General features: G+C 34.5%; 15 protein-coding genes and 3 tRNA genes. 7 read left to right on the top strand and 11 right to left on the bottom strand.

Features of this window, described 5'->3' with window-relative positions; all coding sequences use genetic code 11:
* Positions 1-11 precede the first annotated feature (11 nt).
* The 4 genes from DW761_RS03890 to DW761_RS03875 form a co-directional block, all read right to left on the bottom strand.
* Positions 12-632, bottom strand: coding sequence for a TetR/AcrR family transcriptional regulator (locus DW761_RS03890; RefSeq protein ID WP_158553742.1), 621 nt, complete (start codon positions 630-632; stop codon positions 12-14).
* Positions 633-742: 110 nt separating this feature from the next.
* On the bottom strand, positions 743-1,330 hold the full coding sequence (locus DW761_RS03885; RefSeq protein ID WP_117516462.1) for a histidine phosphatase family protein: 588 nt from the start codon (positions 1,328-1,330) through the stop codon (positions 743-745).
* A 14-nt stretch (positions 1,331-1,344) separates the two neighbouring features.
* Entirely contained in the window at positions 1,345-2,364 is a 1,020-nt protein-coding gene (locus DW761_RS03880; protein WP_117516461.1) for a uridine kinase family protein, read from the bottom strand.
* Position 2,365: 1 nt separating this feature from the next.
* Entirely contained in the window at positions 2,366-2,902 is a 537-nt protein-coding gene (locus DW761_RS03875; protein ID WP_117516460.1) for an ECF transporter S component, read from the bottom strand.
* Positions 2,903-3,193: 291 nt separating this feature from the next.
* Here DW761_RS03875 and DW761_RS03870 point away from each other — a divergent pair, with 291 nt between their 5' ends.
* Positions 3,194-3,997, top strand: a complete 804-nt coding sequence (locus DW761_RS03870; RefSeq protein WP_117516459.1) for an endonuclease/exonuclease/phosphatase family protein — start codon at positions 3,194-3,196, stop codon at positions 3,995-3,997.
* A 5-nt stretch (positions 3,998-4,002) separates the two neighbouring features.
* Positions 4,003-4,374, top strand: coding sequence for a MerR family transcriptional regulator (locus DW761_RS03865; protein WP_117455817.1), 372 nt, complete (start codon positions 4,003-4,005; stop codon positions 4,372-4,374).
* 31 nt (positions 4,375-4,405) lie between these two features.
* On the opposite strand, the gene DW761_RS03860 is transcribed toward DW761_RS03865, so the two are convergent.
* Together DW761_RS03860 and DW761_RS03855 are read right to left on the bottom strand one after the other, a co-directional pair.
* Positions 4,406-5,116, bottom strand: a complete 711-nt coding sequence (locus tag DW761_RS03860) for an HAD family hydrolase (protein ID WP_158553741.1) — start codon at positions 5,114-5,116, stop codon at positions 4,406-4,408.
* 62 nt (positions 5,117-5,178) lie between these two features.
* A complete protein-coding gene (locus DW761_RS03855) occupies positions 5,179-5,712 on the bottom strand; it encodes a hypothetical protein (protein ID WP_117455813.1) in 534 nt (177 codons plus the stop codon).
* 242 nt (positions 5,713-5,954) lie between these two features.
* On the opposite strand from DW761_RS03855, the gene DW761_RS03850 reads away from it, so the two are divergent.
* From DW761_RS03850 to DW761_RS03835, 4 genes are all read left to right on the top strand, one after another.
* Positions 5,955-6,548: a TetR/AcrR family transcriptional regulator gene (locus tag DW761_RS03850; RefSeq protein ID WP_117455811.1), complete on the top strand. Its 594-nt coding sequence runs from the start codon at positions 5,955-5,957 to the stop codon at positions 6,546-6,548.
* Positions 6,549-6,561: 13 nt separating this feature from the next.
* A complete protein-coding gene (locus tag DW761_RS03845) occupies positions 6,562-8,637 on the top strand; it encodes an efflux RND transporter permease subunit (protein ID WP_117455809.1) in 2,076 nt (691 codons plus the stop codon).
* Positions 8,638-8,652: 15 nt separating this feature from the next.
* The gene (locus DW761_RS03840) at positions 8,653-10,818 is read left to right on the top strand and encodes a hypothetical protein (RefSeq protein ID WP_117455807.1); all 2,166 of its coding nucleotides are present in this window, start codon (positions 8,653-8,655) and stop codon (positions 10,816-10,818) included.
* A 108-nt stretch (positions 10,819-10,926) separates the two neighbouring features.
* Positions 10,927-11,136, top strand: a complete 210-nt coding sequence (locus DW761_RS03835) for a zinc ribbon domain-containing protein (RefSeq protein WP_117455805.1) — start codon at positions 10,927-10,929, stop codon at positions 11,134-11,136.
* Between the two features lie 18 nt (positions 11,137-11,154).
* Here DW761_RS03835 and DW761_RS03830 read toward each other — a convergent pair whose 3' ends face one another.
* From DW761_RS03830 to DW761_RS03815, 4 genes are all read right to left on the bottom strand, one after another.
* The gene (locus tag DW761_RS03830; protein WP_117455803.1) at positions 11,155-11,511 is read right to left on the bottom strand and encodes a hypothetical protein; all 357 of its coding nucleotides are present in this window, start codon (positions 11,509-11,511) and stop codon (positions 11,155-11,157) included.
* A 52-nt stretch (positions 11,512-11,563) separates the two neighbouring features.
* Positions 11,564-12,565: a DUF2812 domain-containing protein gene (locus tag DW761_RS21335; RefSeq protein WP_207732766.1), complete on the bottom strand. Its 1,002-nt coding sequence runs from the start codon at positions 12,563-12,565 to the stop codon at positions 11,564-11,566.
* 468 nt (positions 12,566-13,033) lie between these two features.
* Positions 13,034-13,107, bottom strand: a tRNA-Gly gene (locus tag DW761_RS03820).
* A gap of 1 nt (position 13,108) precedes the next feature.
* Positions 13,109-13,184: transfer RNA gene (locus DW761_RS03815), tRNA-Asp, on the bottom strand.
* Between the two features lie 400 nt (positions 13,185-13,584).
* On the opposite strand from DW761_RS03815, the gene DW761_RS03810 reads away from it, so the two are divergent.
* Positions 13,585-14,613 carry an RNA-guided endonuclease TnpB family protein gene (locus tag DW761_RS03810; protein ID WP_158552358.1) on the top strand — a complete coding sequence of 343 codons (1,029 nt, stop codon included), beginning with the start codon at positions 13,585-13,587 and terminating at the stop codon, positions 14,611-14,613.
* A 324-nt stretch (positions 14,614-14,937) separates the two neighbouring features.
* On the opposite strand, the gene DW761_RS03805 is transcribed toward DW761_RS03810, so the two are convergent.
* Positions 14,938-15,028, bottom strand: a tRNA-Ser gene (locus tag DW761_RS03805).
* Positions 15,029-15,188: the final 160 nt, after the last annotated feature.

Raw genomic sequence — 15,188 nt, 5'->3', positions numbered from 1 at the left:
GCTCCTTTCTTTTATTTGCAGTTTTTCCACATATCACTCAGATAGCGAAACAATTGTTTTCTTTTTATTTCATTTGCCATACAACTATCTTCACCTGTTATGACCTCTGCCAGCAGATGACTCATCAACAAGGACATCAAAACTTCTGATGCACTCTCACAATCCATTGCCTTTAGTTCACCTGAATTTATACGTTTTTGAAATAAGGCAGGCAGCCAGTGTTTTCGCTCTTCCAAGATATCGATTAATTCCTGTCGCTCAATCAGTTTCATCGCTTCTCCATCTTTAATCAAAATTTTGATGATATCCACATGCTCTAATACCACACTGTGTAAATGATGATACAGCTGTTCAAGGACTTCTTCGATAGACATTTCATCATAGATTTCAATATCTTTTGTTAATGCAGTACTCATCGCCAGCACATGTTCTCTTACCATTACCTGAAGAATTTCCTGTTTTCCACCTGGAAAGTAGTGATACAATAAACCATCTGCCATATGAATCTGTTGATTGATCATACGAACAGATGTTCCTTCATAGCCTTTGGACGCGAATAGCGTCTGTGCTGAGGCAAGTAGCTTTTTCCTTGTTTCTAAAGCCTGTTCCTTTCTTGTATTTGATGATGTCAATGGGACACCTCCATTCATTCAACAATTGTTCAATCAAATTATACACGCATTCCTGATAGAAATACCCGCATGAATATGTGAAAACAAAAAAACAGAACAAATGTTCTGCTTTAATCCAGTTTCAAATCTTTAAAATCATGATTGATGATTTCCTCAAGTGTAAAAGTATCATTTTCAAACGCAAACTTCAATATACAACAATTGTATAAACGCTCTTTGACATTGACAGAAGATGTATGCTCCCAAGCACGCATAAACTGACGACAGCTGGCACCATGTGATACAGCAAGTACACAGTTATGATCATCCTTACGCATAATATCGAGCAGTGTTTTAGATACTCTTTCACGTAACTGCATTTCTCCTTCTCCTCCATATGCCACAAAGAAATCACCATAAGGAAGCTTTGGATTTAAATCCTCACTTTCTCCTTCAAATGTCCCAAAGTTCCATTCCTTTAGACCTTTGACACGTGTATAAGTTTGTGATGTGATAATTTCAAGGGTATCACATGCACGCTCTGATGTAGAAGCATAAGCATGATCAAATGTAATATCGTGATCCTTAAAATAAGCTGCTGCTACCTTGGCCTGGGCAATACCCAGTGGTGTTAATGGTGAATCACACCATCCCTGAATCTTTCTTCTTACATTAAACTGTGTCTGACCATGACGTATCAAATATAATATCTTTTTCATTTATATCCCCTTTCTTAAAATGTAGTTGTATCAAGTATAAAATCTGCTTGATTTCTAATATCAAATATTTCAAAATAAGTATTTTCCATTGGAATCCATTCATGAACAAATCGTTCATATAGATTAGGTGAACGCTGTTTTAAACGCTGTAACTGTACCTCACGTTCACAATATAAAAAGATTTTTATCGCATCCATTTGAAAATAAGGATGGTGGGCATAACTGCCTTCGATCACGGAATAAGGCGGGTACTTAACTTTCACCTCTTCCTTTAATGATTGACTCATGCAATCGTATGGCTGGTAAATGACATCCTTTTGATGTCGCAAAGATGAAAGAATTTCTTTATCAAAGCGTTCGTAATCGACATTGCCACCAGGCTTTGATAAACGTTCTTCACTTTTTTGTTCCGGGCGAAGAAAATAATCATCCATATGAAATATATGAACTGGGAATAACTGGGCAAGGGTATGCGCAAGTGTTGATTTCCCACTTGCACAACAACCATCAATCATAAAACAGGCATGTGCTTGTTTATGAAGCGTATCATGGATTTGCTTGTATACAGGAAAAAAATCCACATAAACTTTTGGCAGTATTCGATAATGAGGATGATATGCATTGGCATATGTAACACTGTGATGCATACTGTTTTCAAGTGCATCTTCTATTTGTGCTGTGGAAAAATATGTAGATAATTCATTTTTTTCAATCAGTGCTCGCACAAGGGATACATCCTTTTTGATATGCTTTGTTGCCGTCACAAACATATGATTCCATAAGGATAGATCCTCTTCCTTCATCATGGCTAGTGGTACCCGCACATAGCCATTGCCAATTGGTTGAAGCTGCTCACTTGTACACATACACGCTGCCTTTTTTTCTTCTTTTAAATATTGTAATGTTTGTATTTCATCTTCCACCATATGTTCCCCTCCCATACCTGCCTGTATGATCAACTTTAATATATCCTGGGGCTGCGTATGGGGATGTAGCTTCTTTTCTAATGTTATTGCGTCTAATATATCAAACATATTACACCTTTTGTTCAAGATATTTATTATTTACCTTTCGTAAGAGTACCACAATCGATGGTAAAAATACCAGTTGAATCACAATACCTGGTAATGCTGTCACAAATGCTGCGGATATAAATACCTGTAAAGAGTACTTACCAGCCGCAAAAATCAAACCATTCAATATTCCATAAAACAACCGGCCTGAAATCATGGCAATGATCAATTGCACATAAGTACTTGTTAATTCATTTTTCAAATGTACTTTCTTTGACATCCATCCTGTCATAAAGCCATACATTGCTAATTCACAAATCATCCCCGGAAGTATTGGCGCAGGTGGCATTCCTGTTAAAACACTGGATAAAACAGGCACCAGCAACCCACATAATAAACCATAATAAGACCCACACAACAGTCCACATAACAAGACTGGAATATGCATTGGTAAAAAGATACTTCCCGCATTTGGTATCACATGTAATGCCATTGGCAAAATCAGTCCTATCGCAATACATAATGCACAGAATACCATATTTCGAATATTTTTCGTCATAATCATCGCTCCTCTTTTCTTTAAGTATAAAGTAAATCACAATCTATGTAAATCATTTTACAATTGCTTCCATAGTGTAACAGTTGAAGTGCACTCCAAGTCAAGTAAAAAATATTTTTTTTAAATTCCTTGACCTGGAGTTTACTCCAGGTGTTAAGCTTAATACAGACAGATATATACCACAAAAGGCTTCTATGAATATCTGTTTTTACATATTCTATTTAAGGATACCTTCACAATTATACATAGAAAATCATGTTATAATAGCTATGCGAAAGGAAGTGATGTTATTTGAAACGTAAATTCTTTATATTTATGATGATCCTGATCATTGTGATACCCTGCTTTTTCTTATGGCGGCAACATTGTCGTAACTATACGCTTCAATATACAACACTTTCTTCTCAAGCAGGGATGCCTGATCAATTGCGTGTGGCAACCTATAATGTAAAATTATTAAATCACGGAGAGGATTTAGATAAGTTCGCCAAGGAAATCAAAGCTCTACAGCCTGATATCTTATGCCTTCAGGAAGTAGATCAAAATGCTTTGCGCAGTGGCAATATGGATATGGTAAAAGAAATGGCAGAAGCATGTGACATGCCTTACTATCATTTTTTTCAAACGATGTGGATCATTGATGGATACTATGGCATTGGGATTTTAAGTCGCTATCCAATCACAGAAGTATCCTCTACACAATTACCCAATGAATTACTAAAAGAACCAAGAGTATTAGGAAAAGCAAAAGTGCAAATTCATCATCGTATCATTCAAGTCTATCTTTCTCATTTAAGTTTTAAAGAGCGTGAAGCCAGAAAAAAACAGATTGCATTTATTTCCAAGGAAATACAAAATACGACAGATACTTTGTTTCTGGGTGATTTCAATACTTTCCAAGAATCTGATTTCTTTTCCATAGATGGTATGCAGGCAGTGAATCATTTTAAAAATCCTTTCATCACCTTTCGGGATTTTGGTTTTCCAGACAATATATATTATTCCAATAACTTTACGCTAACACATGCGGATACCATTCCCTCCTCATTCTCTGACCACAACATATTATACTGCGATTTAAAAATAAAGGAGTGATTTATATGACAATTGCAGAAGTAAGTAAATTAGTTGATTTATCAAATGACACCCTGCGTTATTATGAACGTATCGGACTAATTCCACCCGTTCACCGTAATAAAAGCGGTATCCGTGATTATGATGAAGAAGATATTCGATGGGTAGAATTTATTAAATGTATGCGTAGTGCTGGCTTACCAATTGAAGCATTGATTGAATATGTTAGCTTATTTCGACAAGGGGATGACACTGCGGATGCTAGAAAAGCGTTACTGATAGAACAGCGTTCCCTGTTAATTAAACGTATGGAAGATATGCAGGCTACCCTTGATCGTTTAGATAAAAAAATTGAACATTATGAACATATCACAGCGATAGAAAAAAGCTTAAAATAAAGGTACGAGTAGAATTTTCGTACCTTTTTCTTTAAATATTCAAATATGATATAACCTGAGCTAATGAACCTGCATCTGTATCAAGACCACTTTCATCACCAATTTGATAGTCTTTTACAAGATAGGTTGGTATTTGTAAAGAGGATGCTGGAACAATATCTTCTTTTACATCATTTCCAATCATCACACATTCTGCAGGCTGTAAATTACAGTTCTCTAGAATTTCTTTATAATAATCAGGATTTGGTTTACAATAATGGGATATTTCATATGTCGTGATATAATCAAAATCATCTTGTGTTAAATCAATCCAGCTTAATCTGGATAAAACAGCTTCTCTTGGAAAGATTGGATTGGTAGCAAGAATTACCTTATGCCCTGCCTGTTTCACTTTTTCCACAATATCCTTAGCGATATGAGAAGGTGCTGTTGCGGCTTTCGCATCATGAAATTCATTTTGATAAAATCCTAATAATAAAGTATTTAACTGTGCTCGATCATGGTTCAGATCACTTGCCATCACCTGATCAAAACCTTTCCAGAAGGCTTCTTCATTACTTTTGGTACCATTATTTCCAACCATATGTTTTAAGCCATTCCAAACACCTTTGATGGCTTTTTCTCCATCATAACCAAGTTCATAAAACTTTTTGCCCAATAATTTCAGATAACATTTTGTGAAATAATCGTTATCCATTGGCAATAAAGTACCATCTAAATCAAATAATACTGCTTTTACCATGTTAATTCCTCCATACATATAGAGATAAGGATATCACTTTTTCCTAATTTTCGCAATGTGGTTTAAGCGATATAAGTATCTACAAATTTTAAAATACGTGTTTCTGTCTGCGTAAAAACTTCTTCAGGTATTTCTTTTACGCTTTTTTTCTTTTCCTGATAATAAACACCACGTAAATTACCACGGATGAAATATCCTTTATATGAAAACATGAATTTAGCATAAATCCCTGTTTGACCGTTTTCCTCCACACCTTTATAAATCACTTTGATGATTTTACCATCATGCTCTAACTGTTTACGTATCGTTTTTTCTCTAGGCTTCTTATTATGAAACATCAAGCGTTGACGCTCTTTTGTGATTTTTACACGTATGCCATTAACTGAAAACTCTAAAATATGATTATCTTGTAGAAGTTTTGAAGAGATACTACATTCATTTGCATGTCTTTCAAACATTTGTTTATTCAAAGGATAATCGGCATAAGAAAAAGTCTGAGCACATGCGATCTCAGTAGTTTTTGTTCTGGTAATTTCAAAGCATCCAACACCTGCTAATAAAATAATCATGAACCAAATCAAATACTTCTTTTTCATTACAAACCACCCTTCACTATATAATCATAACATACTTTTGATATATAAATGGTATAAAATAACAAAACTGTCATTTATTTTTTTACAACCCTGTATTTTTACTATTTTAGACAAATTAAAAAAAGTGTATAGATGAATTTGAATGTAAGCGCATAGCATTTATTGACTGTTGGTCATTTTTGCAATATCCTAAAGTACGTCAAGAAAATGACTGTTAGTCAATTTAAAGAGGTGATTCGTATATGCAAAGTAAGGTTTCGTTAAATAAAACGGAAAAGAAAAGACGCATAGAAGAAGCTGCAATCAATTTGTTTGAACATGATGACTTCAATAAAATTTCTATTGATCAAATCGTCAAAAAAGCCAGAGTTGCGAAAGGTACTTTCTATTTATATTTCAAAGATAAAGTACAGCTAACCAACCATCTGATTATCAAATACAGTTCCCTGCTGATTGATGAAGCTTTAGAAAAAGCCAAAGAGGCGAATATTGATGATCGTGTAGAAGAATTGATTTTCCTGATTGATTATGTTGTGGAATTTTTTAAGAAGAATCCCGCAAGAATCAAGGTCATACAGAAAAATCTATCTTGGAGTCTTATCTCTGACAAATTAAAGGACAGTGACACCTATGAAGTCAGCAATCATTTAGAATGCTACAGTGATTTTCTGGTCAGTCTTGGTTATACCAAAGACGAAGCATTTCAACTGATATTCATGATCATAGAACTGGTATCCACCCTTTGCTATTCCAGCATTGTGTTAAAACAGCCAGATGATATCGATCATGTGAAACCATTGCTTTACGATACCATTCGTAAAATGATTCAAAGATAAAGGAGGAGAAATGATGAAAAGCAAATTAAGTCAATTCATCGTAAAAAAGCGTAATCTGATTCTTGTAATCGCCATTTTACTGCTGATTCCAAGTGCAATCGGATACGCCAGAACCAAAGTCAATTATGACTTATTAAGTTATCTACCTGCGGATGCAGAATCCATGATTGGACAAAAATCCTTAGGAGATGATTTCCAGTTAGCAAGTACAGGTATGCTGGTTGTTGAAAATATGCCAGATAAAAATGTTGAGAATTTAAAAAAACAAATTGAAAAAATTGATGGTGTGAAAGATGTATTATGGCGTGGAGATGTCTTAGATATCGCTATACCAAAAGAAGTACTTCCCAAAGATATAAAAGAAATGCTGTATTCTGATAAAGGAACCTTAATGATTATCACCTTTGAAGAAGACAGTGCTTCTGAAAGAACCATGAATGCGATTCATGAAATCAAAGGATATAGCGAAAAAGAATGTTACCTTGGCGGATTCTCAGCTGTATCTGAAGATATCAAAGACTTATCAGAAAAAGAAACCCCATTATATGGAATAACCGCAATTATCTTATGTATGATTGTTTTATTTATGGGACTTGAATCAACGATAGCTCCATTTATCTTCGTTGCTGGTATAGCCTTCCCTGTTGCATATAACTTTGGTACCAACGTATTTTTAGGTGAGATATCCTATATCACCAAAGCACTTGCCTTAGTCTTGCAGCTTGGTGTAACAATGGATTACTCCATCTTCCTGTTGCATCGATACCAAGAAGAAAAGAAGAAAACAGATGATCGTGATGAAGCAATGTCAAATGCCATTCAGGCAACATTTACCTCTATCACTTCCTCATCCATCACAACCATTGCCGGTTTCTTAGCATTATGTGCAATGCAGTTAACCCTTGGAAAAGATATTGGTATCGTTATGGCAAAAGGCGTTATATTTGGCGTATTGTCCACAATCATCATCCTGCCATCCTTATTGATGCGCTTTGATAAATATATTGAAAAATGGAAACACCCAATCATCTTAAAAGAACCAAAGATGTTACCAGGTTTCCTTACAAAACACTATAAATCCATTTTGGTCATCTTCTTAGTTTTATTTATTCCTATGGGATACGCACAAAATCATACAAGTGTTTACTATGATCTAAGTGCAAATATGCCACAAGATTTCGCAAGTATTATTGGCACAAATAAATTAAAAGATCAATTCCATATGACAACGACCCACTTCTTGCTGGTAGATGAAAATCTGGAGAGTTATAAGATCAAAGATATCTGCGATCAGGTAGAACAATTAGATGGGGTATACAATGTTGTATCCTACGAAAGTCTGATTGGTGGAGGTATTCCTCAACAATTTGAACCAGACGCTATCAAAGATATATTAAATAACGGTGGTAAGAAAATGATATTGGTAAACTCTACGTATACTGCCGCAACAGATGAAGAAAATGAGCAATTAGACAAGATTGATCAGATTATGCATCAATATGATAAACATGCGGTTATCGCTGGTGAAGGCTCCTTAACAAGAGATTTGATCACAACAACCGATATCGACTTTAAGATGGTAAACATCTTATCTGTTTTAGCAATCTTCTTAATTATTGTCATTACCTTTAAATCATTTGCATTACCGGTTATTCTGGTCGCTTCCATAGAATTTGCTATTTGTATCAATATGGGTATTCCATATTTCACAGGAAGTGTGCTGCCATTCATAGCTAGTATTGTCATTGGCACTATCCAATTAGGAGCTACCGTCGATTATGCAATTTTAATGACCACCCGATACAAAGAAGAACTATTAAATGGTAAATCCGTCATAGAAGCCGCAAAAGAAGCTGCCGCAAAATCTGCGCCAAGTATCATCACATCTGGTTTATCCTTCTTTGCTGCATGTATTGGGGTATCCTTTATTGCGAAAATGGACTTGATCAAGAGTTTATGTACCTTGATTTCACGAGGCGCAATTATTTCTATGCTGGTCATCTTGCTGGTACTTCCTGCATTATTGATCGTATGTCACAAATTTATTGAAAAAACAACAAAAGACTGGCCAAAAGCCAATTTAAAATAAGAGAGGTAGAGGAAAATGAAGAAAAATGTAAAAGTATTAACTTGTACAATGTTAAGTATGATGCTGGCAAACTCTGGTCTTGCTGTCTACGCAAAAGATGGTGATGATACAGATACTACAAAAGATGAAACCATCTATGCGATTCTAAACAGTGATGGCACTGTGGAAGAACAAATTGTCAGCAGCTGGCTGCACAATGATCATGGAATCAAGAATATTAAAGAAAATCTGGATATCAAAGATGTTAAGAATGTAAAAAGTGATGAGAAGCCAAATATTTCTGGAAATACCTATACATGGGATTCAGAAAGCAACGATATCTATTATGAAGGAACTACAACGAAAAAACTGCCTGTAAACGTAAACGTCACTTACAAATTAGATGGCAAAGAAATCAAAGGTAAAGATTTAATTGGAAAAAGTGGAAAACTAGAAATCCATATCCAAATGAAAAATACACAGACAAAAGTAGTAAATATCAATGGGAAAAATACTAATATTCACCCTTTATATGTAGGTGCAGGGGTTGTTGATTTAAGTAGTGACCATTTCAAAAATGTAAAAATTAATCATGGAACTGTTTTATCTGAAGGTAATAATCAGGTAGTAGGTTTTGTAAGCATTCCTGGTCTTGAAGATACTTTAAAAAGTAGCAATATTGATCCTGAAGCTGTAAATTATAGTGATGAATATGTTATCGAATGTGAAACAAACGATTTTGAACTAGGACCAATTATGGTAACTTTCACACCAGAAGTTCCTTTAGATAAATTGAAAGATATTGATTCTTTTGATGATTTAACAAAAGGTTTAAATGACTTAACAAGTGCAAGTGAACAGCTGTTAGATGGTACAACACAGCTTGCGGATGGTACAAATACGTTCAATTCCAAGATGAAAGAATTAGTAGATGGTGTCCCTACCCTGACAAATGGTGTGGATACATTGAAAAATGGTACAGGACAGCTGGTTAGTGGTTCTACTGCATTATCTTCTAATTTAAATGTGTTACAGAATGGATTATCACAGGCAAAGGAAGGCACATCTGCCTTGGTGAGTGCAACTGGTTCTATGAATGAGCTGGTGGATGGAATCAAACAAGTCAATGGCGGAAATACTGCTTTGGCAGCTGGTTTAAAAGATGGTAGTGCTCAATTAAACAGTTTATTAACAAGTGATATTTATCAATCAGTAGCAAGCAGCTTATCTGGTTTACCAGATGAAATAAATAGCTTGGAAGCTGGTTTATCCCAGTTAGCAAATGGTGTTGGACAACTACAAGCTGGATTAAGTACCGTAGATGCTAATGGAAACAAAACAGATTTGGCTGTTGCAGAAGAAACTGTAAATCAAGTCGCTGCGCAATACGCTCAAGCTTGTGAACTTGATGCTAATAGCCAAGAATGTGGTATTTATAAATCATTAAAAGGTGTTACCGGTGCTTTAGATAATACAAGAGATGGAGTCAATACATTAGCAGAAGGTGTACAAGGATTAGCATCTAAACAGCAAGAATTGGAAAATTTAAAATCACTAGCAACAAATGCCTCAGGTTTATTAAGTAAGGTAAATGATCTTTCTAACAATCTGAATACAGCTGCTCAATCTGCAGAAACTTTAGCTGCCGGCACAAATCAATTAAATGAAAAAGCTGGTGCATTGTTACAATTAAATCCTTCTTTACAAAAACTAGATGGTGCTTTAGGACAATTACAGAATGGTTCTTCTCAATTATATACAGGCAGCCAGACATTAACACAAGGTATTCAAAGTGCAGATCAAGGTGTTGCACAGTTACAGGGTGGTGCGAAAACAATAACAAATGGTGCTGGACAGTTATATGATGCAAGCAGCTTATTGGCAAGTAAAACAAAAGAATTAAACAATGGTATGAGTACATTCAAAACAAGTGGTATTGATGAAATGAACCGCCGTGTAACTTTAACAGTTGATGATATTAATCAGATTCTTGCGATCAAAGATGAAATCATCAAAGAAAATGAAACACAACATACCTTTACAGGCGCTCCAGAAAACAGTGAATCAAAAGTAAAATTCATTTATAAAACTGAAGAATTGGAAAAAACAAAAAAAGCTGATACAGAAAAAACCACAACAACAGAAAGTAAAAAAGAAAACTTCCTTGATAAAATCGGCGATTTCTTTAAAAATCTATTCTAAACATTAGACACAGAAGTTAAAAAGCTTCTGTGTTTTTTTTCGCAAAAGATATCTTGTCAACAAAAGATAGCATGATATAATTAACCTACCATAACAAGGAGGTACCTCATGGCTAAACAACAATATATTTGTCCAAAATGTGGCAATACGCACTATGAAAGTGATCAGTTTCAAGCAACTGGAGGAAATTTTTCAAAAATATTTGACGTACAAAACAAAAAATTTGTGACAATTTCTTGTACAAGATGTGGTTATACGGAATTATATAAACGTGAAACTGATGCAGGTTGGAATATTTTAGACTTTTTGACAAACTAAAAGGGCATATGCCCTTTTTCATTGATAAATCGCAGTATCATCATTTGTTTCTTCCAATAACTCTCTAGCCTTTTGAAACTTTAAAACCCATGGTATGAGCTGTAATAAAAAAATTGAAAACGCTAAAACTTGAAAATGCTTTGTATAAACAGAAAAAACATTACAGATGAAAGGAAACATTGGTAAAAATGCACTCGCCTCGATCATTAGTAATATCGCTGCTATTTTTATTTTAGAATATTTTTTTACTATTTTTCTTGCATCCGCAATATTTATGTGTAATACATAATGAATTATAAGAAAAATTACTGCTGGAAAAATAATAGATAATGCTTCCGTAATCTGCCATAGTACTACATAATAAAATATCAGCATCTTTTTCTCCTTTTCAAAAAACGCCATGGAAATAATCCAATGGCGTTTTATTTTATTGTTTTAATTCAACCAGTTTTCGATTGATTTTTAAATAAACTCTGCTATAGATTGCGAAAATCAACAAAATGATAATGCTGATTGTGATACTAATAATCAAAAATATAGAATCTACACGTCCTGTTTTTGAGTTTAAGAAGAATAAGAACACACCCATACATACAAGACATGCAATCATCATCGCAAGCAGAGAACGCCAGGAACTCAGCAAACGACTATATAATGCTACACGTGATACACGGTCACTAAAAATATGTGGTTCTATTTCATCTTCTTTGACTTCTGTACGGAAATAATTCCACATACCATCAAATTCACCTTTTTCACTATAGATTTTTTCCCAGCCAGCATCTTTATAATTGGTTTCATAACGAGAACCTTCTCGTTTATCTTTTTCATAATATCCTAAATGATAGAAGTAATTTTTACTTTCACCAGTCTGGAAAACATATTGAATTCCAGCTTTCTTTACGAAATGCATCCCTTTTAATGACATTTCATGCAGATATTTAGCTTCTTCTTCCATATCGGACACAAAAAATAATTTATATTTTTTGACTTCTCCTGGAGCTAATACAACCTTTTCAGGCTTAAATTCATCCTTTTCTGCTTTCTTTTCTTTGAGCTGTGTGTGAACTTTTTTCACAACAGCGCCGCCTTTTTCTTTGATCTGGTCAACAGAAACAACCGGTTTCTTTCCTGATGCTTCTCTATTTTTGACCCATGTTTCTTTTTTCTCTAACAGGTCTTTACCTGCAGCTGCTGTTTTATTTTTCAATAATGATGCTTTTTCTTTCACTGATTTTAAAGCATCATTCACTTTTGCTTTATTTTTTTCTGATTTTATTTGTGTATTCGTGACTTCCTGAACTGGTTCCTGTTTTTCATCATCAGCATCGTCCAGTAGTTGTGTTTCTGCTCTTAATTCTTCTATTAATGTATCGCCATCCACAAGTTCTTCTGTGAACTGATCCTTCTCTAATTCATTTTTATTCATAACAGGACCTCCTAAATCGTACCTTTTAAATTTATCATGTAAAAGTTTTGATGTCAATGATTAAAAAGTCCTTATTCATACGTTCATAGTATTATTTTCATTCTTTTTAAAGCATTGATTTTCAAACATTCTTAGATTAGAATATCTTACCTTGTTGTATTTTTTAGTGCAAAAGGCATTCCTATTAAAGACCACATCAGCATTTTAAGAAATGATCCTCTATTATCTTCTCCTATATAAAACGTTTTCTTATATTCAGGAAAATCTTTTTCTTAATAACCTTTTTCTTTTATTTTCCTGTCCAGTGTAAAACGCGAACACATAACATGCCTTTTTAAGTAAATCGTGGGGAGGGTCCATCTTGGTCCGCCAACCTTATTAAGATGGTAGAACAAACCTTGCCTTTTATATTCCCCTCATCTGCAACAAAAAAGACCTTTGCAGGTCTTTGTATAAGTTTAATTTTAATGGAGCAGATGAGGGGAATTGAACCCCCGTATCAGCCTTGGCAAGGCTGTGTTCTACCATTGAACTACATCTGCATGGCGGTCCAGATGGGACTCGAACCCACGATCTCCTCCGTGACAGGGAGGCATGTTAACCACTACACCACTGGACCATCATTTAGTTTTTCGTTCACGCCTTATTTCCTTAGCGCTCGTATATAATACCATGGGTTTAAAATTTTGACAACCCCTTTTTTGAAATTTTTTTAAATTTTTTTGATTTTTTATTTTTGTTCAATCATAGACACGAAAACGATGGATTAATCACATTGTGAAAAATTGTCTTTCCTTCATCTAAGGCATATTTTTTGCGATAAGCAAAAAATGGTTGCATGTGATTGATTTTCAACTTTATGTATATAGCAACAAATTCTAAAGAAACCTATATACAAAAAAAACTGCCAAAATTGTATGTTTTATGAACTACATATAGGTTTTTTTAATTTTTTTTACGATTTTTTAGGATTTTCAGAATTTTTTACGTATGTATATAAGTGTAAGGAGGTGAATCTAATGTATCTAACGATCAAGACAAATTTAAAAATTACCCCATGGGCCATGGATGTTATTCAACGATATGGAATTATCTATCATAAAGAATTTGAGCGATTAATTCATCTATATCAACAAGCCGGCAAAATCATTTTCATAGGATATCGTGAAATCAATAGCGAAATTGCATTTCATTCTAAAGAACAATTAATACGCCTTGCGCAAACATTCTATGAGATACGTAAAAAACATGCTACTGCACAATATCATCGATTATTTGTACTATCGGCCAGATCATTTCAATTGAAAGATGATGAAGTACTTATGGAATTTGGCAGAGGCTTTATGAAATATCCATTGCGATGCACAATTCTTTTGAATGATCATCAAAAACAAATGCTGCGACAACACGAAGTTCTGCGCATGGATGTCTGTAAGGAAAACAAATATTACGTTGTACGCTTTATTCTCAAAACTGAAAGTATCTTGTCACAACACACACAGGAAAATGAAATTTCCATGGGAATTGATCTTGGGATGAAATGTCCTGCCGTATGTTATACAAGTGATGGAAAAATTAAATTTGTAGGAAATGGAAGGCAAATGAAATATGAATTTCGCAGAATCAATTTACGATATCGTAAACTGCAAAAATCAAACAATCCTGTAAAACTAAAAAATTATGGACACAAATTACATAACTACAAAAAGCATATCGATCATTGTATATCAAAAGATATTGTAATGTATGCAAAGCAACAAAATGTCACTGTTATTCGTTTAGAAAAATTGTTAAATCTTCAACAGAAATTCCATCGACACGATATGATTTGCTGGTCCTATCAGCGATTAGCTAATTACATTGAATATAAAGCCAATCTAGAAGGAATTCGCGTTGAATATGTAAATCCTTATCTGACAACAAAAAGATGCCCCAAATGCGGCAAAATCAATAATGTCAAAGGTCGTGATTACATTTGCAACTGTGGTTTTCACAAACACCGTGATTTAGTCGGTGCCATGAATATTCTTCATGCACCTAAGGCCTGATGGCCTGCCCCAAAAGCTAATATGCTCTGTTTGGGGATTGGTTAGTACGCACCTGAGTTCACGCGTGGCTCATAAAAAGCGTTCCGGGGTTTGAACTCATGTGCTTCGGCACGGTGAAGATTTCATCTTCACTAACACAGAGCTGCCATTTTTAAAACGGCAGCTCTGATGTATTTATTTTAAAATTGATTTTATTGTTTATAACAGCGATACAAAAACAGGTATTGCTGAAGTCAACAGGGCGCGAAACGTTTTAAGGTGCGAGAGATTGTACGTTTGTTACTCCGCATGAAAAAAACATCCTTGCGGATGTTATTTGTTCATTGGCGGAGTAGGAGAGATTTGAACTCTCGCGCCAGTTTCCCGACCTATACCCTTAGCAGGGGCACCTCTTCAGCCTCTTGAGTACTACTCCAGTGTTGACCAGTAGAGCAACGACAAAACGTCTGATTTCCTACTGCCATAAAAGTATAACATAGACATTTTTAAAAGTCTAGCTTAATTTTCAATAAATCGCAAAAAAATATGATTCGAATATGATAATGTCTTAATGAAACCAAATTGATTTTGTCTTT

The organism is Absiella sp. AM29-15 (assembly GCF_003434225.1).
GTDB lineage: Bacteria > Bacillota_I > Bacilli_A > Erysipelotrichales > Erysipelotrichaceae > Hoskinsella > Hoskinsella hominis.
The sequence above is the reverse complement of the archived record's forward strand: the minus strand, read 5'-3'. Positions and strand labels throughout refer to the sequence as shown.